Genomic DNA, 17,793 nt, shown 5'->3' on the forward strand with positions numbered 1-17,793 from the left:
CTGCCTGCCCCGGGATCGTCATTGCTTCGCCTCTATCGAGGAGAGCGGGTTCCTAGTGGAACTGGCCCTCTTCGGTCGAGCCCTTCAGGGCCGCGGTGGAGGTGTTCGGATCGACCGTGGTGGCGATCTTGTCGAAGTAGCCGGCGCCGACCTCGCGCTGGTGCTTGGTGGCGGTGTAGCCGCGCTCCTCGGCAGCGAACTCGCGCTCCTGCAGGTCGACGTAGGCCGACATCTGGTTGCGGGCGTAGCCGTAAGCCAGGTCGAACATCGAGTAGTTGAGGGCGTGGAAGCCGGCCAGGGTGATGAACTGGAAGGTGAAGCCCATGGCGCCCAGCTCGTTCTGGAACTTGGCGATGGTGTCGTCGTCCAGGTGCTGCTTCCAGTTGAACGACGGCGAGCAGTTGTAGGCCAGCAGCTGGTCCGGGAACTCGGCCTTGACGGCCTCGGCGAACTTCTTCGCGAGCTCCAGGTCGGGCTTGCCGGTCTCCATCCAGATCAGGTCGGCGTACGGCGCGTAGGCCTTGGCGCGAGCGATGCAGGGCTCCACACCGTTCTTGATGCCGTAGAAGCCCTCGCTGGTGCGGGTGCCGTCCAGGAACGGGCGGTCACGCTCGTCGACGTCCGAGGTCAGCAGCGTGGCGGCCTCGGCGTCGGTGCGGGCGATGACGACCGTCGGGGTGTTGGCGACGTCGGCGGCCAGGCGAGCCGAGGTCAGGGTGCGGATGTGCTGCTGGGTGGGGATCAGCACCTTGCCACCGAGGTGGCCGCACTTCTTCTCCGAGGCCAGCTGATCCTCCCAGTGGGTACCGGCGGCACCCGCGGCGATCATGGCCTTCTGCAGCTCGTAGACGTTGAGCGCGCCACCGAAGCCGGCCTCACCGTCGGCGACGATCGGCACGACCCAGTTGTCGACCGAGGTGTCACCCTCGACGCGGGCGATCTCGTCGGCGCGCAGCATGGCGTTGTTGATGCGGCGCACGACGGCCGGCACCGAGTTGGCCGGGTACAGCGACTGGTCCGGGTAGGTGTGGCCCGAGAGGTTCGCGTCACCGGCGACCTGCCAGCCCGACAGGTAGATGGCCTTCAGGCCCGCGCGGACCTGCTGAACGGCCATGTTGCCGGTCAGGGCGCCCAGGGCGTTGATGTACGAACCGTCGCCCTTGGTGACGCCGTCCCAGAGGATCTCGGCGCCGCGGCGAGCGAGGGTGTGGTCCTCGAGGACGTTGCCCTGGAGCTCAGCGACCTGCTCGGCGGTGTAGTCGCGCTTGATGCCCTTCCAGCGGGGGTTGGTGTCCCAGTCCTGCTGGATCTCCGCGGCGGTACGGGGCTGTCCGACGTTGCTCATAAGCCTTCGCTTTCTACTTCACTGCCGTCCGGCAGTGCTTGATGATTCCGGGGTCTCCCGATTTGCGAATCGGATGACACCTCGAGGCGTTGCCACGACACAGAGTGCCACAGGACAAACGTGCAGGTCCAGACCATGCGAGATGCAAATCGAGGCTAGGTTTTTGCCGCGTTGTGCAAATTCTGCGAAGATTTTGGGGTGCGCCGGATTAGCAAGCTCGCTAAAAAGTACGCGCGTACTGGGAAAACTCCGAACTCGTCAGTAGCGTCGTCGAGCGCCCCGGGCGCGAAGCGGTGCGCGGACCGGCCCGGCCGATCCCGCACGCTGTGGGAGATCTCACAGGCGCGGCCGTCACCGGGCGGCGCTGTCGACGGCCTGCTGCACCAGCCGGGTGTACTCGGATTCCGGGATCGGCGGGCTGAACGGGCCGGACTGGGCCTGCGTCACCTGGTCACCGGAGCTGCCGACGTTCAGCTGTACCGTCACGACCTCGCCGGAGGGCCGTCGCACCAGCACGTTCGAGAGCAGCGAGCTGCGGGTGCGCACCCCGCCGCCGGCGGCCAGCGTGGTGACCGTGTCCTGCCGGACCACCAGCGCCTGCTCGACGGCCTTGCCGGTCGGCGACGACAGCTCGGTCGAGGTGGTGACGATCCGGGCCCCGGCCAGCGTCCCGGTCGACGGTACGGCGGTCACCACCCGGCAGACCCCGGTGCTCACCCGGCGATCGGCGTCGATGTCGCGCCGCACGGTGCTCACCACCTCGGAGAGCGTCGCGCTGTCGGACTGCGCGACCAGCAGCACGGTGTTGTCGGTGGTGAGCGCCGGGTTGAACTTCGCATCGGCGGTGGGCGCGCATTCGGGCGGTGTGAAGGCCACCGAGGCGGCCTGCTCCAGCGTCGAACGATTGGCGCTGATGAGATCCTCGACATTCGCCGGGACCACGGTGAACCCGTCGGGCACCGACGACGATCCGACGACCAGCGAGGTCAGCGGCGTCTCCGGCTCTTTCGAGTCGCAGCCGGCGAGAAGGGCCGCCCCGACGGTCAGCGCGAGCACCGATGCGGCGACGCGGCGTGGGGACGGGATGGAGACAGACCGGGAGCTCGACACGGGCTCACGGTACCGATCCGCGACCTGGAACGGTGGAGATGATGAGCAAGACCTACGTGGGCTCACGATTGCGGCAGCTGCGTGCCGAGCGCGGTCTGTCGCAGCAGGCGCTGGCCGCGGCACTGGGGATCTCGGCGTCGTACCTGAATCAGATGGAGCACGACTCCCGGCCGCTCACCGCGTCGGTGCTGGGCCGGATCGGCGAGGTGTTCGGTATCGACATCGGCTTCTTCGATCCGCAGGACGACGTCCGGCTGATCGCCGAGCTTCGCGAGGCCCTGCTCGACGCCGACCTCGGTTCCGATCCGGCCGCCGCCGATCCCGGCGAGATCAGCGCGATGGTCGGCGGCCACCGCGCGATCGCCGCGGCCATGGTCGACATGCATCGGCGGTACCGGCAGGTCACCGAGCAGCTGGCCGCGGTCACCTCGGGCCGCAACGACCCTGGTCTGCGCGGCGCGATCAGCGCCCCGCACGAGGAGGTCCGCAACTTCTTCTCCGCCCGCCGCAACTACATCGACTCCCTCGACCTGGCCGCCGAGGAGCTGACCTCCCGGATGCGCATGCACTCGGTGGACATCCGCACCGGCCTCGCCGACCGGCTCTCCGACGTGCACGGGGTCCGGATCAACCGTCGCGTCGACCTGGGCGACGACGTGCTGCATCGCTTCGATCGCCGCAGCGGACAGCTCGACTTCGCCGCCTCGCTCTCCCTCGGCCAGCGCACCTTCCGGATCGCCGCCGAACTCGGCTATCTGGAGTTCGGCGACCTGATCGACGATCTCGTCGCCGAGGGCGGCTTCACCACCGACGACGCCGTCGCACTGGCCCGGCACGGGCTGGCGAACTACTTCGCCGGCGCCGCGCTCCTGCCGTACGCGCAGTTCCACGGCGTCGCCGAGGACTTCCGGTACGACATCGAGCGGCTGTCGGCGTTCTACTCCGTGTCGTACGAGACCATCTGCCACCGGCTCTCCACCCTGCAGCGGCCGAACCTGCGCGGGGTGCCGTGGACGTTCGTCCGGATCGACCGGGCCGGCAACATGTCCAAACGCCAGTCGGCGACCAGCTTCCACTTCTCGGCCAGCGGCGGCACCTGCCCGCTGTGGAACGTGTACGAGACCTTCGGCTCCCCCGGCAAGATCCTCACCCAGATCACCGAGATGCCCGACGGCCGCGAATACTTCTGGATCTCCCGCACCGTCGACCGGCGCGCGGCGCGATACGGACAGTCGCCGAAGAGTTTCGCGCTCGGCATGGGCTGCGAACTGCGGCACGCGAGCCGGGTGATCTACTCCGACGGCCTCGAACTGGGCCCGCAGGCCCGGGTGACCCCGATCGGCGCGGGCTGTCGTGTGTGCGACCGGGCCGGCTGCGCCCAGCGCGCCTTCCCCCAGTTGGGCGCCACCCTCGCCGTCGACGAGCACCGCAGCACCGTCTCCCCGTACATGAGCGTCGCCGACTGAGACCGCTGTGTTTGATCGTTCCGGAATCTCCCCAGGTCGCGCATCGAGAAGATTCCGGACCGGAATCTGATCTCCGCCCTTCTAGCTGCACGTTCCACGATCTACGCGTCGCAGGGCCGACCGCACGCTCCTATCGTTGCTGCGATGCCCGCACCGGGCTCAGCAACCATGGAAACCACGAAACCGGGGTGATGATGAGACACAGACGTCGTACGGTCACACCCCGGAGAATCCGGCTGATCTTCGCCAGGAACGAAGTCACACTCGCGGAAGTGTTCGCGGGAGTGGCCGGCGATCGCGACACCGAAAAGCAGGTCGCGGCGCAGATCGATTCCGGACCGATAATCTGCTGGAGTCAAGACGCAGTTGTCCGACCAGGCGCGATTCGGTGCACGGAAGTCGGCCGGGTGTACATCGTCTTCGACGGCGGAGGACCGCAGAATTCCTCCATCGTCGGATGGGATCTCGTTCCTTCGCCAGAAGTGATCGGAGTGTTTGCCGATCCGGGCGACGCCCATGCCGCGGCGGCGGACTTCATCCAGACCAGCCCTTCGCAGAGGGCAGGCAGAACCTTCGTCTGGAATATTGAAATCGGCTGGTACGACCGCAGATTGATCTCGGGCCACGGCAGGCCGGCCTGATGTCCGGAGATCGGTCGGTGGTCTCGACTCCGCTCGACCAGCATGGGGGCTTCCGCTCGACCGGCGTGAGAATCCGCTCGACCGACAGGCGGTCTCGACTACCGTTTGACACATGAGCACACCTCGCGTCTCACCCGGGCACCTGCGCGAACTCGGCCCGATCAACTGGGTCATCGTCCGCGCCATGTCCCTCGCCACCGGCACCGATAACGCGCACATCTTCGCCACCCTCGGCCGCAGCAAGGGGCTGTTCCGCGGTTGGCTGCACTACTCCAGCCGGATGATGCCGTTCGGCGAACTCTCCCGCCGGGAGACCGAGATGATCATCATTCGGGTCGCCCACCTGCGCGGATGCGACTACGAGCTCGATCATCACCGGCGGCTCGGCGCCAAGGCCGGGATCGACGACGACGACTTCGCCCGCGTTCTCGAGGGCCCGGACGCCGGCTGGGGCGACCGGCAGACCGCCCTGCTGCGCGCCACCGACGAACTCGTGCGGGACCGCGACATCTCCGACGGCACCTGGTCGGCGCTGCGGCGCCACCTGTCCGAGCGCCGGGCGATCGCCTTCGTCCTGCTCGTCGGCCAGTACGACATGCTCGCCACCACCATCTCCACGCTGCGTGTGCAGCGCGACGAGTTCTGACGGGAGATCCGGCAGTGAGCTCCCTCGCCGAACGGCTGATGCACAACCCGCTCTTCTCCCAGGTCTACGAGCACGCCTGGCGCCCGATCTTCACTCGCGGTTTCAGCCTCGGCGGCACGCAGACGCAGGACTACGACCGCGCGCTGCGCGCCTATCTCTCCCGCCCCGGTGACCGGCGGGTGCTCGACATCGCGTGCGGGCCGGGCAACTACGCGAACGACGCCGCCCGGGGTCTCACCGGGGACGGCGCCTACGTCGGTCTCGACTTCTCAGCCGCCATGCTCACCCGTGCGGCCCGCGACAACACCGGTGACCGGATCACCTTCGTCCGCGGCGACGCGCACGCGCTGCCCTTCTCGTCGCAGTCGTTCGACACGGTGACCTGCCTCGCCGCGCTCTACCTGATCCCCGATCCGCTCGCGGCACTGGACGAGATGACGCGAGTGCTGGCTCCCGGCGGCGAGCTGATCGTGTTCACCTCGGTCCGTGCCTCGATCGCCGCGGTGCCCGGCGCGCGCGCCGCGGCCGGACTGACCGGGCTGCGGATCTTCGACCGCACCGAACTCCTCGACCGGCTGATCGCACAGGACATGGAGCAGGTGGAACAGACCATCACCGGCGTCGGCCAGTACGTGCACGCACGCAGGCCCCGGAAGGGATAGTCGCCCACGGGACCTTCGGCCCCGGACGCCGTCAACCGGTAAGGGTAGACTAATAAGAGGAACTGTTTCCTTCGATTCCCGGGGAGTCCACCATGACCGAATCCACCACGCCCGCCGACCTGCCCCTACCCGGCCGCAGCGACGAAGACCTGCCGGGACACTGGCTGCTCGCCCGCATGGGCAAGCGCGTGCTGCGCCCCGGCGGACTCGAGCTGACCCGCAAGATGCTGCGCGACGCCGGCCTGACCGGCGCGGACGTCATCGAATTGGCACCCGGTCTCGGAAAGACGGCCGCCGACATCCTCGACGCCGGCCCCAAGAGCTACGTCGGCATCGAGGCCGATCCGGAGGCCGTCGCGCTGACCGAGAAGGTGATCGGCCGACGGGGCCGCGTGGTGACGGCGGACGCGTCGTCGACCGGGCTCGACGACGACAGCGGCGACGTCGTGGTCGGCGAGGCCATGCTCACCATGCAGTCCGACCGCGGCAAGGACGCGATCATCGGCGAGGCGTTCCGGGTGCTGCGCCCGGGCGGGCGGTACGCGATCCACGAGCTGGCGCTGGAACCGGACAGCCTGAGCGACGCGCAGAAGACTCAGATCCGCCAGGCACTCGCCCGCTCGATCAAAGTCAACGCCCGGCCACTCACCGAGGCCGAGTGGCGGGAGCACCTGGTCGCCGCCGGCTTCGAGATCGAGAAGGTGCGCTTCGCGCCGATGGCTCTGCTGCAGCCGCGGCGCGTCGTCGCCGACGAAGGCCCGCTGCGTTCGCTCAAGATCGTGGGAAACGTGCTGCGTAACGGCGATGCACGACGGCGTATTGTGGGGATGCGCCGCGTCTTCCGCCAGTACCGCCGAGAACTCGCGGCCATCGAGATCGTCGCCCGGAAGCCAGACAAATCATGAGTGATACCGCCAGCTGGTCGTACCTGACCGGCCTCGCCGACGCGAGCCCCGATCCGTCCGGTGACCGCCCGAAGATCACCGTGCTGCACCGGGGCGAGAGCGAGACGCTCATCCGGCTGGCGTTCGGCGCCGGCCAGACCATGACCGAGCACACCGCGGCGCACCCGATCGTGGTGCTCGGGCAGGTCGGCTCGATCGACTTCAGCGTCGGCGGCGCCACCTACGACCTGACCGGCGGCACCGCGATCCGGGTGGACACCCGGGTTCCGCATTCGCTGTTCGCCCGCACGGCCGCGACGGCCACGCTGATCGTGGTGCACGGCCGATGAGCGGCGCCCGCCAGCGCGACCGGGTGCGCTCGCTCGTCGCCGAGGCCCAGACGCCGATCGATGCGCAGTCCATCGCGAGTGCGCTCGACATCCACGTCACGACAGCGCGCTTTCACCTGAACAACCTGGTCGACGAGGGCGCCGCGGTCGCCGTCGCGCTCCCGCCCGACGGGGTGGGGAGGCCCCGGATGGGCTATCGCATCGTGGTGGCTCCGCCGATCGACGACCTGCTCATCATGCTGATCACCCGGCTGGGCGACACCCCGGAGGCACGCGAACGGCTCGCCGTCGAGGTCGGCCGCGGATGGGCCGCCAAGCACCTGCCCGCCGAACTGTCCGGGCCGACCCTGCCCGATCCGGTGGTGATCGCCGAGACCATCCTGACCCGGCTAGGTTTCCGCATCACCGGGGTCGTCAGCGCGTTCGGCGACCACGAGATCACCCTCTGCGGCTGTCCGCTGCAGGAACTGGAACATGAGCTGCCCGAGGTGGCCCGCGGCGTGGTCCGCGGCATCCTCGAAGAAGCCCTCGCGGAGGGCTCGGCGGCCCTGCAATCGAGCTACGCCGTCCTCGTCCGTCCCGACGCGGCGGCCGGGGCCTGCGAACTCCGGCTCACTCTGGCCCGCACCGCCGGTGCCGACGCCCTCGCCGACTGACTCGAACCACCCCCTCGTCTGGAGGAGAATCCCATGACCCACCGTTTCCGGCTGCTGGCCATCACCCTGCTCACCGTCGTCGCGACGGCCGTCGGTCTGGCGCTCACCGCGCCGGCCGCCCGGGCACTGCCCGCCGATTTCACCGTCACCACCGACGATCCGAGCACCTCGGAACTCAACGACATCATCGAATTCCTGGTCGCGACCCCGGCCTCGGACGAGGCCAAGGCCCGCAACCTGGAGGGCGGCATGGACGCGGTGGTGGTGCCCAAGACCGTCTACAACCTCGGTCTGTTCCGCGCACCCCGCGGCTCGCACGAGATCACCGAGATCACCGGGCGATCGGGCGACACCATCAGCGCCACCCTGAAGGCCTCCTCGGCGGGCCGGCCGAGCGTCAACACCACGATCGAGTTCAAGAAGATCGACGGCAACTGGCGGCTGGCCAACAACTCGATCTGCCGCGGCGTCAAGACCGTCGGCCTCAACATCTACTGCAACGCCTGATCCGCGGTGAGCCGGATCGAGATTCGCCGGCTCCGCGTCGACCTGGGCGGCCGCACCGTGCTGCACGACGTCGACCTGACCGTGCCCGGCGGTGAGCTGGTCTATCTCCTCGGCCGCAACGGCGCGGGCAAGTCGACCCTGCTGCGCAGCGTGTGCGGGATCGTGACACCGGTGTCGGGAGAGGTGCTGATCGACGGCACCGCGGTGCGCGGGCTACCGTCCCCGGGACGACGGCTCGGTATGCACCTGGGCACCGAGCCGCTTCATCCCGGCCACACCGCGCGCCGGCACCTGCGCTGGCTGGCCGCCGGTGCCGGGCTCGACGGCCACGCCGTCGACGACGTGCTGGCCCGCACCGGCGTCGACCGGTACGGAGCCCGCCGGATCGGGGACTACTCGCTCGGCATGCGGCAGCGCCTCGGCATCGCCGCCGCGTTGCTGCCGGTGGCCGGCAGCGACTCCGGCGACGCCGCCCTCGTCTTCGACGAGCCGCTCAACGGACTCGACGTCGAGGGCATCGTCTGGCTGCGGGAACTGCTCGTCGGGCTGGCCGCCGACGGTTGCGCGGTGCTGGTCGCCTCGCATCTGCTCGGTGAGGTGGCGCGCAGCGCCGACCGGGTGGTGCTGATCGACCGGCAGACCGCGGGCGCGGCGCAGACCGTCGACGAGTTCCGCGGCGGCCACCGTGATCTGGAAGCGGCCTATCTGGCCGCGGTCCGCGCGACGGCGGCGGCGTGAACGGCCGCGCGCTGCGCGAAACGGCCGGGCAGACCGGCCGCGGTGTCCGCGCCGAAGCGATCCGCACCGGCGGGCGGCGCAGCTTCCTGGTGTACGGGGCCCTGCCCGCGGGCGTCGTCCTGCCACTGGTGATCACCTTCGGGATCGCCGCGGTCGCCGAGCGCATCGCGCACCTGAACAGCGACGAGATCTCGGTGAACGCGGTCTCGTCGTCGAACTCGGTCTACTGGATCATCACCTTCACGGTGGTGGTCGGCGCCTTGACGGCGGCGTACGCGCAGGCCACGAGCATGCGAGCGGTGGCCCGCGACGTCGACCGCCACCTGTACCCGCGTGCGTGGACGTCGGCGGCGAGCCGGTGGATCTTCTACGGCCTGCTGACCGCCGCCGCGTCCGCGATCCTGGTCGCCGTGGTGATGTCGGTGCTGCCCGCGGCCTTTCCGAGCGTGTACAGCGAGGTGTCGCTGTTCTCTTCGGCCGGCGTGCGCTTCGTCATCACGGTGCCGGTCTACGCGTTCTTCGCGTGCGGTCTCGGCGCCGGCCTGGCGGCCCTGATCGGCCATCCGGCCGGCACCCTCGCCGCCCTGCTGTTCTGGGTCTTCGTCATGGAGGACGCCATCATCTTCGTGCCCGACGGCGCCAAGATCCAGGCGTACATGCCGTTCCTCAACGGGACCTGGGGCACCGGCCAGGACCTGGCGATCAGCCCGCCGTGGGGCACCGACGGCGCGCTGGTCTACTTCGCCGCGGTGTCGACCGCGCTGTTCGTCGTCGGCGCCCTCGCCGTCGGCCTGCGCCGCCGCCGCGCCTGACGTTCCATCCGCCGAACCCGGACGACGCGGGATCAGTCCGCGAGCAGCGAATCGCCGCCCTCGGGGAGCAGGATCCCGTGCAGCACCACGTCGTGCAGATGGTCCAGCTCGGAGCGCTCGTGATCGGTCAGCGGGTAGTCGTCCGGGTTCGCGTACACCTGCGAGAAGCGCAGGATGCGACAGTCGACGCTGCCGTCCGCGCGCTCCGCGTTGAGGATGTACACCGGCAGCATCCGCAGGTTCGCGATCGACGTCCGGGAGCCGCCCGGGGTGTCGTGCCGCACCACGTCGAAGCGCGTGACATAGGCGAGTTTCGAGTTCCGGCTCTCCGGGTGGTAGCTGACGAAGTCGCCGAAGGCGTACACGATCAGGCCGTCCGGCCGCCCCTCCCGCACCACCCGCTGCATCGGCTGCGGCACGTGCGGGTGGTTGCCGAGCACGGTGTCGATACCGAGGTCGATCAGGGTGTTCGCCGCCCGTACGACGTTCGGGTGGGGATACATCTGCAGTTCCCAGCCCCAGTGGCAGTAGGCGATGAGATAGTCCGCCCCTTTGGCCTTCGCCGCCGCGATCTGCCGCTCGACCAGGGAGTAGTCCGGGGCGGGCACCGCGTCGTTGAATCGCACCTCGTTCACCAGGTAGGGCTTGTCGGCCGGCGGCTGATAGCCGTTGAGGTCCATCGTGAACGTGAGCAGTCCGATCTTGATCCCGTTCTTCTCCAGCACCACCACATCGTCCTGCTCCGCCCGGCTCGCGGCGGTGCCGGAGAACGCGGCACCCGATCCGCGGAGCACGTCGAGAGTGGCCAGGACGCCCTCCTCACCCCAGTCGAGGGAGTGGTTGGTGGCGGTGCTGAAGAAGTTGAGCTTCCCCTGGTCCAGGAAGCGCCGGAACATCGCCTCCGAGGTGTTCATCCGCGCGGCCGATCCGGTCGGCTGGGTGCGTCCGATCGGCCGGGCGGAATCGACCGTGGATTCGAGGTTGGCGCTGACGATGTCCGCGGTGCCGTAGAAGTCTGCGATGTCCTCGAACAGCCGCTCGGTGTTCTCCGGCACCAGTACGTCGACGGCGAGGAGATCGCCACCGCACGTGATGCTGACCCGTCGCGCCGCCCCCTCGGTCTCCGGAAAGCTCAGGTCCTGGCCGCGGAAGAAGTCCTCCAGTCCCGACACCGGCTGCGCGATCTCCAGCTGGTTGAAGCGGTAGTGGTACAGCCACTTCAGCTTCTCGAGACTGTCCGTCGCGACGTCGTACATCCCGGTCTCGGGCTGCGGGTAGTGGAACTCGTCGTACATGATGTACGCGATCAGGAGGATCACGAGGCGGATCAGCTGGTCCTTGTCGAGGTCGGCCAGGTCCGCCACCTCGTCGGCCGCGAAGAGCCCGTCCGGCAGTCGCCTGGCGAGTGCGGCGAACGCCCCCTTCTTCGATGCCGTCGCGTCCTCCCAGGCCGGCAGCACCAGATGCTCCTCGACCAGCAGCCGCGCGATCCGCGCGAACACCTTCGCCGGACCGACGTCGACGATCGCGCCGAAGAGTGCCCGGACATGCTCCCGTTCGCCCGGCTCGAAGGTCTCCGGCATGTCCAGTTCCCCGGTCGACACGCGGCGCAGTGTCTCGGCGACCTCGTCGGCATGCCGTGACAGATGCTCGGCGACCCTGTTCGCGATGTCGGCGGCCGTCCGCACCATGTTCTCGTCCACCACTGAAGGTTCCGTCCTCTCCGGTCCCGCGCACACCGGTCGCGAGCGCCGGGACGACGCTGAGATTACGGAGAAGCGGGCGCTCTTCCGGACGGGTCAGATCCTCGTCGACACGGTGATCACGATCGATTTTCGGGCATTTCCGAGGCCCTTTCCCGGTACCGGTGATCGTCTCTCAGAAATGCACTGTTCCGGCCCCCGGTCATCTCCTTTCCGCACCGCCGAAAAGGTCTCTTCACGCATTCGGCGACCGATCCAGCGGCAACCGGCGCAGAGCCGCGTTGTGCAGTTCCGGACACGAGATGAAGGCCAGGATCGTCCGCAGCCGACAGACCTCATCGGTCAGGTCGATGCCGGCGATGACGGCGATCCTCTCCAGCCGGGCGCGGAAGGAGTTCGCATGAATCCGGAGGGGCCGGGCCGCCGCGGCCACGTTGGTCTGCTGCTTGAGCGCGGCCAGCACGGTCGCCAGCAGATCGGTGCGGTGCGCCCGGTCGTAGTCGTCGAGCACCCGCAGTCTCGCCGCGAAGAGTTCCGCGTAGGGCGTCAGCGCATCGGTCGCGTGAATGAGCACCAGTGCGTCCTCCACGTCGTGGGCCGCGCCGATACGCGCCCACCCGGAGCCGCACAGCGGCAGACGGCCCAGCTTGACGTTCAGCGCCCGCAAGACGCGGCGCGCACTCGCGGCCGACACGTGCAGCTCCGCGACACCGTCGGCCACCAGCCCGACCCCGATGGGCAGATCGGCCCCGCCACCGGCGGATCGACCGATCCGCGAACGCAGTCGGCCGACCACCTGACCAGCGCCTTCTCCGTCAGCGACCGGGAGGACACCGAGAAACGCGCCGTCGCTGAACAGGCCCCGCATGTCCGGAAACTCCATCGATACCGCGGTGCACAGCCACTCGGCGTCGTCCGGCGCGATGGCGGCCGCGATCACGACGTACCCGCGGTCCGGCCGCAGCCCGGCGATCGCCGCGGGGATCTCCGGATCGGCGGTTCCGGCCAGAAGCGATACCAGAGCACTCTCCCGCCGGGTCGCCAGCCACGCCGCCTCACCGTCCACCGGGGCCGCGATGACGGGGCGCCGGGCGGCATCCGACGGGCCGGTGACGGCCGCCAGGGCTTGGATCACCGTCTCGCCGGTCGCCCATGTCGATCGTCGCAGCAGCAGCGGTCCGGTCTCCCGGCCGAATTCGCGCGGGGTGGACGGCGACAGGATCAGCGCCGCCGCACTCGCACATTCGGCGAGGATTCCCTCGAACTCGAATCGAGTGTCCGTGATACTGGTGACCAGCACCAGCTTGCCGCGGTATTCCACCTCACCGCCAGGCTGATGGAATTCGAATCCGAGTACCGCACGATCGAGCGCGCCGACATCGACAGCGGGATTCAGCGGCGCCAGAATCCCTTCCGCCGCAGCGAGAATCGAAGCAAGTGTTCGGCCGGTCACCGCGTCACGGTAGCGCGGACCTCCCGCTGCTCAGAATTGCCGAACACGAGACCTCACATTCGGACGATGCCGATTCACATAACCAGTGCGAAAGTGAGAATTCATATCGATCGATAGTCGCGGACCGGCATCCGAGAGCCGTGCCGATCCGGCCAGGTGCCGTGCAACTCGCACATCCGGATCACCCGATACCGGTGCCCGCCGTAGGGTTCGAGCAGTTCGGCCATGCCCGCGTCGTCGACCGGCCGGCCGATCAGCGTCTGGCCGACGATCTTCGGCAGGTGGTAGTCCCCGAAGGGCACGGCGTCAGCATCGCCCAGGGCCCGGATACGGGTGTGCGCGGCGGTCCACGGACCGATCCCGCGCAGCGCGGTGAGGACGTCGCCCTTGTCTTCCACGTCGACGCGGGCTGCGGCCCGGATCGTCCGCATGCGCACCGGCTCCAGGCCGCTGCGGTGCCAGTCGGCCTCGGTGATCTCCCGCCACACCGGCCGGGGCGGCGGCACCCGCATCACGACCGGCCCCGGCGCCGGTTCGCCGTACCGGCGCAGCAGATAGCGCCAGGCCCGGTACGCCTCGGCACCGACCACCTTCTGCTCCATGACCGCGGCGACCAGGGCCTCCCAGACGCGGTCGCTGCGCCCGATCCGCAGGCCCGCCGATCGGGCGGCGAGGCGCGCCACCACCGGCGAGCCGATCGGCAACGACGCCGGGTCGTCGTGCGCGCCCAGTGCGGCGGGCAGACCGTCGAGCAGCCACGATGCCCCGGGACCCCACGCGCGGCCGGCGATCTCGCCCGCCTCCGCCCGCACGGTCAGCGTGCCCGGTCCGTCCGGCGTATGCACCGCGCGCCACACCGAGCCGTCCGGTGCCACGCGCAGCGCGGGGTCGTGGGCGCTGCGCCGGTGGATCCCGAGGATCACGCGGACGTCGAGCGGACCGGGCGGCCGCCAGATGCGGCGCTGTTCGGCCTCACTCGCCACCGTCAGCGCACCGCCCCGAGCGCCGGATCGCGCTCCAGGATGTCCAGGAACGCGCGCAGCGCCGGATTCGGGTTGTCGTCGACGGTTGCGACGCCGACGGTCAGTTCGACCGCCGGCGGATCGAGTTCGCGCAGCACCACGCCCGGCACCCGGAACGCCGTCGCACGACCGACCGGCATCGGCGCCACCCCGACACCGTCCGCCACCGCGCGCAGCACCATCTCGTCGTCGGCCTCCCGGCGCACCACCCGTGGCGTGCCGTCGGGCCACAGCGCCGACACGATCGTGTCGTACATGCCGGGCGCATTGTCCCGTTCCCAGAACACCACCGGCTCGCCGCGCAGCCGGTCCCGCCCGATCGGCGGCCCCGCGCCGAGCGCCGGACCGTCGCCGCCGTCCGCCAGCGGATGCCCCGCGGGCAGCGCGACGACGAGCCGTTCGGCGCCGCAGCCGCGCACCCGGATCCGCTCGTCGGCCACCGGGCCGCGCACCACCGCCAGGTCGATCTCCCCCGCGGCGACCAGTTCGGCGTTGTACGACGAGTAGCCGCGCCGCTCGGTGACGGTGACCTCCGGGAAACGCCGCCGGAATTCGGCGAGCGCGGCGCCGATCACGCCGCCCGTCCACGAGCGGGTGAGCGCGATGTCGAGCGCACCGCCCGAGCCCAGCGCCGCGGCCCGGATCCGGGCGAGACCCCGATCGGCGACGGTCAGCAGATAGCGGGCCTCCGACACCGCCACCTCGCCCGCCGGGGTGAGACCGATGCGCGGACCCCGGCGATCGATGAGCTCGGCGCCGACCTCACGCTCGAGCACCTTGATCTGCTGACTCAGCGCGGACTGCGCCACGAACAGCTCGGCCGCCGCCCGGGTGAAGCTCAGATGCTCGGCGACGGCGACGAGATACCGCGCTCGTTGCAGGTGCACGCTGCGATTATAAGCGCATCCGATGACCTCAGAGCGATTCGGTGTTGGACCGGCCCCCGGGATCCGCCACACCCTGGAAACACCGCACCGATCCGCACACCTACCTCTCGGAGGCCCATCCCGATGCCCACGACCACACCCGTTCTGCTCGACGAACTCCGGGCGATCGTCGGCGCCCGCCACGTGCTCACCGATCCGGCGACCACCGCGGGCCACGCGACCGACTGGACCGGCCGGTGGTGCGGCGCCACGCCCGCCGTCGTGCGTCCCGGCAGCACCGCGGAGGTGGCGGCGGTCCTCGCCGCATGTCACCGCGCCGGTATGCCGGTGGTGCCCCAGGGCGGTAACACCGGGCTGGTCGGCGGCTCGGTGCCGATGGACGGCGAGATCCTGCTCAGTACCCGCCGGCTCGACGTCGTCGGCGACGTGGACCGGATCGAACGGACTCTCGCGGCCGGCGCCGGCGTGACCGTCGCGCAGGCGCAGCGGGCGGCCCGCGAGGCCGGGCTGGATCTCGGGATCGACCTGGCTTCGCGAGAGTCGGCCACCCTCGGCGGCATCGTCTCGACCAACGCCGGCGGGCCGCGCATGATCAAGCACGGCAGCACCCGCTCGCGGCTTCTCGGCGTCGAAGCGGTGCTGGCCGACGGCCGGGTCCTGACCCGGTGGAGCGGCCTCACCAGGGACAACATCGGCTACGACCTACCCGGACTGCTCGCCGGCGCCGAGGGCACGCTCGCGGTACTCACCCGAGTCCTGCTCCGCCTGGTGACACCCACGACGGAGACGCAGACGGTGCTGGCCGGTGTCGATTCCGTCGCCGGCTGTCTCGCGCTGGTCGACGCGGCACGCCGGTCGGGACTGTGTATCGAGGCGGCCGAGCTGATGACGGCCGAGGGCATCGGCCTGGTTCGCACGCACCGCGGCCTCCGGGCGCCGCTGGCCGCGCCGAGCCCCTTCCACCTGCTGCTGGAGTTGTCCGGACCGGCCGATCTGCCGGAGGCCGTGACCTCACTCCTGGCGGGTTCCTCCGGCGTGCTCGACGACGCGGTGGTCGAGGCCGGGCCCGCGCGGCGGCTGTGGGAGTACCGCGAGAGCCACCCCGAGGTGCTGAACACCGCCTCGTCCACCCCGCCGGTCAAGCTCGACGTCGCGCTGCCGTCGCGCGCACTGCCCGACTTCCTGGCGGTTCTGCCCGCCGACCTGTCCGCGCGCTTCCCGGCGGTCCGCGCCGTCTGCTTCGGGCACATCGCCGACGGGAACGTCCACGTCAACCTGCTCGACGTCCCCGCGCCGTGCCGCGAGGCGGTGACCGAGCGGGTGCTGACCCTCGTCGCCGCGCACGGCGGCAGTATCAGCGCCGAGCACGGCATCGGCCGGGCGAAAGGACCGTGGATCGGCCTCGGCCGCGACCTGCCGGACCGGCAGGTCATGCATGCGGTCCGGAACGCGCTCGACCCGGCGCGACTGCTCAACCCGAACGTCCTGCGGTTCCTCTGATCCCGCTCGCCCTCGCGCACCCACCGTCCCGACCAGGAGAATCCGCATGACGGCTCATGTCCGGCGCCGCCGCGCCGCGACCACGGTCCCCAGCCTGAGGTCCATCGTCGCCGCCGCGGGCGCGGTGTTGACCCCGCTCGATCCCGGCGGACCGCGGGCCGTGCCGGACATCGCGGTGCGCGGCATCGAGGTCTACCAGCCGGGTGTGCCGACCGACTATTCCGGGCACCTCGTCGTCGTCGGGCATCCAGTGCGCGACCGGCCCTCGCTCATCGAGGTCAGCGAGAGCTGTGCCGGTGCCGCGGCACTGATCCTGCCGTCCACGACACCCGCCGGGCTCGGCGGCCCGCCCGCCCCGTTCCGGCTGCGCCGGGCCCGATGGATCGGCGGGGACGCGCTACTGCGGGCGCTCGCCGCGCTGACCCACCGGTCCGAGGCCGCCGGGGCGCCGACGGACGGGCCCGGGGCCGCCGCCCGCGAGGCCGCGTTCGCCGAGCGGTGCCGTACCGCGGCCCTGCTCACCGTGCTCGGCGGCGACGGGGACACCGCGACCGCGGCGGTCCTCGCCGGGTTGCGGCCCGATCGCGGCCACGCCGTCGTCGCCGCCGCGGTCACCGGTGACGACCACGCCCGCGTACGACTGGCCCTGTCCGCCGAATTCCCGCATCAGCGCCAGGTGACCACCGGCGGCCTGCTGCTCGCCGTCCTCCCGGTCGATCCGGACGGTACCGATCCGGACGGCGCCGGCGCGGACGACGACGACGACGACGACCGGAGCGTCGCCCACCGGCTGCGTGCACGATTGGGCGCCGCGCTCGACGCCTCCCCCACCGCCGCGGTGGGCGTGGGACCGCTCGTCACCGATCTCGCCCGGCTACCCGAATCGGGGCGCGCGGCCCGCGACGTGCTGCGCGCGCTGCGCCTTCCGCTCGGGAAGCCGCCGTCCCTCACCGGCCTGCGCATCGCCGAGCCGCAGGACGTCGAGGATGCGCTGCAGGTGGTCCGGGCGTCGACGCTGCTGCGCCCGCACGGCGGGGAGTTGGCCGCGCGCCTGCGGCTGCTCGCCGACCACGACCGCGCTCATCGCACCGAACTGCTCCCCACGGTCCTGACCGTGGCGACCACCGCGTCGAACGTCGCCGAGGCCGCTCGCCGGCTCGGGGTCCACCCGAACTCGCTGCGGGCACGCCTGGCGCGGATCGAGACGGTGGCCGGTATCGACCTCGGCGAGCCGGTCAGCGCCCTGCGCACCGTCCTCGGCCTCCTCGCCGATCCCGACCTGCACCGGCCGGCCCGCCGCGACTGATCCCGGAGCCGAGCCGCGCAGACGGCAGCGGGGGGGGGGGGGGGGGGGGGGGGGGGGGGGGGGGGGGGGGGGGGGGGGGGGGGGGGGGGGGGGGGGGGGGGGGGG

18 protein-coding genes are annotated in these 17,793 nt (G+C 70.6%); 12 read left to right on the forward strand and 6 right to left on the reverse strand.

Features of this window, described 5'->3' with window-relative positions; all coding sequences use genetic code 11:
- Positions 1 to 52: 52 nt before the first annotated feature.
- Both aceA and ACSEEN_RS18555 read right to left on the reverse strand, forming a co-directional pair.
- Entirely contained in the window at positions 53 to 1,345 is a 1,293-nt protein-coding gene (gene aceA / locus ACSEEN_RS18550) for an isocitrate lyase (RefSeq protein WP_247865259.1), read from the reverse strand.
- A gap of 351 nt (positions 1,346 to 1,696) precedes the next feature.
- The gene (locus ACSEEN_RS18555; protein ID WP_440713990.1) at positions 1,697 to 2,455 is read right to left on the reverse strand and encodes a hypothetical protein; all 759 of its coding nucleotides are present in this window, start codon (positions 2,453 to 2,455) and stop codon (positions 1,697 to 1,699) included.
- A 41-nt stretch (positions 2,456 to 2,496) separates the two neighbouring features.
- Between ACSEEN_RS18555 and ramB the strand changes: the two genes are divergently transcribed.
- From ramB to ACSEEN_RS18605, 10 genes are all read left to right on the forward strand, one after another.
- Complete coding sequence (gene ramB / locus ACSEEN_RS18560) at positions 2,497 to 3,921, forward strand: acetate metabolism transcriptional regulator RamB (RefSeq protein ID WP_247865261.1); 1,425 nt, start codon at positions 2,497 to 2,499, stop codon at positions 3,919 to 3,921.
- Between the two features lie 272 nt (positions 3,922 to 4,193).
- Entirely contained in the window at positions 4,194 to 4,562 is a 369-nt protein-coding gene (locus ACSEEN_RS18565) for a hypothetical protein (RefSeq protein WP_440713991.1), read from the forward strand.
- A 112-nt stretch (positions 4,563 to 4,674) separates the two neighbouring features.
- A complete protein-coding gene (locus tag ACSEEN_RS18570) occupies positions 4,675 to 5,208 on the forward strand; it encodes a carboxymuconolactone decarboxylase family protein (RefSeq protein WP_440713992.1) in 534 nt (177 codons plus the stop codon).
- Positions 5,209 to 5,222: 14 nt separating this feature from the next.
- Complete coding sequence (locus ACSEEN_RS18575; protein ID WP_440713993.1) at positions 5,223 to 5,870, forward strand: class I SAM-dependent methyltransferase; 648 nt, start codon at positions 5,223 to 5,225, stop codon at positions 5,868 to 5,870.
- Between the two features lie 92 nt (positions 5,871 to 5,962).
- On the forward strand, positions 5,963 to 6,775 hold the full coding sequence (locus tag ACSEEN_RS18580) for a class I SAM-dependent methyltransferase (protein ID WP_440713994.1): 813 nt from the start codon (positions 5,963 to 5,965) through the stop codon (positions 6,773 to 6,775).
- Positions 6,772 to 7,104: a cupin domain-containing protein gene (locus tag ACSEEN_RS18585; protein WP_247865271.1), complete on the forward strand. Its 333-nt coding sequence runs from the start codon at positions 6,772 to 6,774 to the stop codon at positions 7,102 to 7,104. Before ACSEEN_RS18580 ends, ACSEEN_RS18585 begins: the two co-directional genes overlap by 4 nt.
- A complete protein-coding gene (locus tag ACSEEN_RS18590) occupies positions 7,101 to 7,760 on the forward strand; it encodes a helix-turn-helix domain-containing protein (protein ID WP_247865272.1) in 660 nt (219 codons plus the stop codon). Before ACSEEN_RS18585 ends, ACSEEN_RS18590 begins: the two co-directional genes overlap by 4 nt.
- Before the next feature lie 33 nt (positions 7,761 to 7,793).
- Complete coding sequence (locus ACSEEN_RS18595) at positions 7,794 to 8,267, forward strand: MTB12 C-terminal domain-containing protein (RefSeq protein WP_440713995.1); 474 nt, start codon at positions 7,794 to 7,796, stop codon at positions 8,265 to 8,267.
- A gap of 6 nt (positions 8,268 to 8,273) precedes the next feature.
- On the forward strand, positions 8,274 to 9,005 hold the full coding sequence (locus ACSEEN_RS18600) for an ABC transporter ATP-binding protein (protein WP_440713996.1): 732 nt from the start codon (positions 8,274 to 8,276) through the stop codon (positions 9,003 to 9,005).
- Positions 9,002 to 9,817, forward strand: a complete 816-nt coding sequence (locus tag ACSEEN_RS18605) for an ABC transporter permease (protein WP_440713997.1) — start codon at positions 9,002 to 9,004, stop codon at positions 9,815 to 9,817. The genes ACSEEN_RS18600 and ACSEEN_RS18605 overlap by 4 nt, the downstream gene beginning before the upstream one ends.
- Positions 9,818 to 9,849: 32 nt before the next feature.
- Here the strand turns inward: ACSEEN_RS18605 and ACSEEN_RS18610 are convergent, their stop codons facing one another.
- The 4 genes from ACSEEN_RS18610 to ACSEEN_RS18625 all read right to left on the reverse strand — a co-directional run bounded on the left by ACSEEN_RS18610 (position 9,850) and on the right by ACSEEN_RS18625 (position 14,882).
- Complete coding sequence (locus ACSEEN_RS18610) at positions 9,850 to 11,520, reverse strand: CapA family protein (protein ID WP_440713998.1); 1,671 nt, start codon at positions 11,518 to 11,520, stop codon at positions 9,850 to 9,852.
- 235 nt (positions 11,521 to 11,755) lie between these two features.
- Complete coding sequence (locus ACSEEN_RS18615) at positions 11,756 to 12,973, reverse strand: PucR family transcriptional regulator (RefSeq protein WP_440713999.1); 1,218 nt, start codon at positions 12,971 to 12,973, stop codon at positions 11,756 to 11,758.
- A gap of 101 nt (positions 12,974 to 13,074) precedes the next feature.
- Positions 13,075 to 13,956: a DNA-3-methyladenine glycosylase family protein gene (locus tag ACSEEN_RS18620; protein ID WP_440714000.1), complete on the reverse strand. Its 882-nt coding sequence runs from the start codon at positions 13,954 to 13,956 to the stop codon at positions 13,075 to 13,077.
- Between the two features lie 2 nt (positions 13,957 to 13,958).
- Positions 13,959 to 14,882, reverse strand: a complete 924-nt coding sequence (locus tag ACSEEN_RS18625) for a LysR family transcriptional regulator (RefSeq protein ID WP_440714001.1) — start codon at positions 14,880 to 14,882, stop codon at positions 13,959 to 13,961.
- Positions 14,883 to 15,005: 123 nt separating this feature from the next.
- On the opposite strand from ACSEEN_RS18625, the gene ACSEEN_RS18630 reads away from it, so the two are divergent.
- Both ACSEEN_RS18630 and ACSEEN_RS18635 read left to right on the forward strand, forming a co-directional pair.
- Positions 15,006 to 16,382, forward strand: coding sequence for an FAD-binding oxidoreductase (locus ACSEEN_RS18630; protein WP_440714002.1), 1,377 nt, complete (start codon positions 15,006 to 15,008; stop codon positions 16,380 to 16,382).
- 46 nt (positions 16,383 to 16,428) lie between these two features.
- On the forward strand, positions 16,429 to 17,688 hold the full coding sequence (locus ACSEEN_RS18635) for a PucR family transcriptional regulator (RefSeq protein WP_440714003.1): 1,260 nt from the start codon (positions 16,429 to 16,431) through the stop codon (positions 17,686 to 17,688).
- Positions 17,689 to 17,793 lie beyond the last annotated feature (105 nt).

It is taken from the genome of Gordonia marina (genome assembly GCF_052036135.1).
Classification (GTDB): Bacteria; Actinomycetota; Actinomycetes; order Mycobacteriales; family Mycobacteriaceae; genus Gordonia.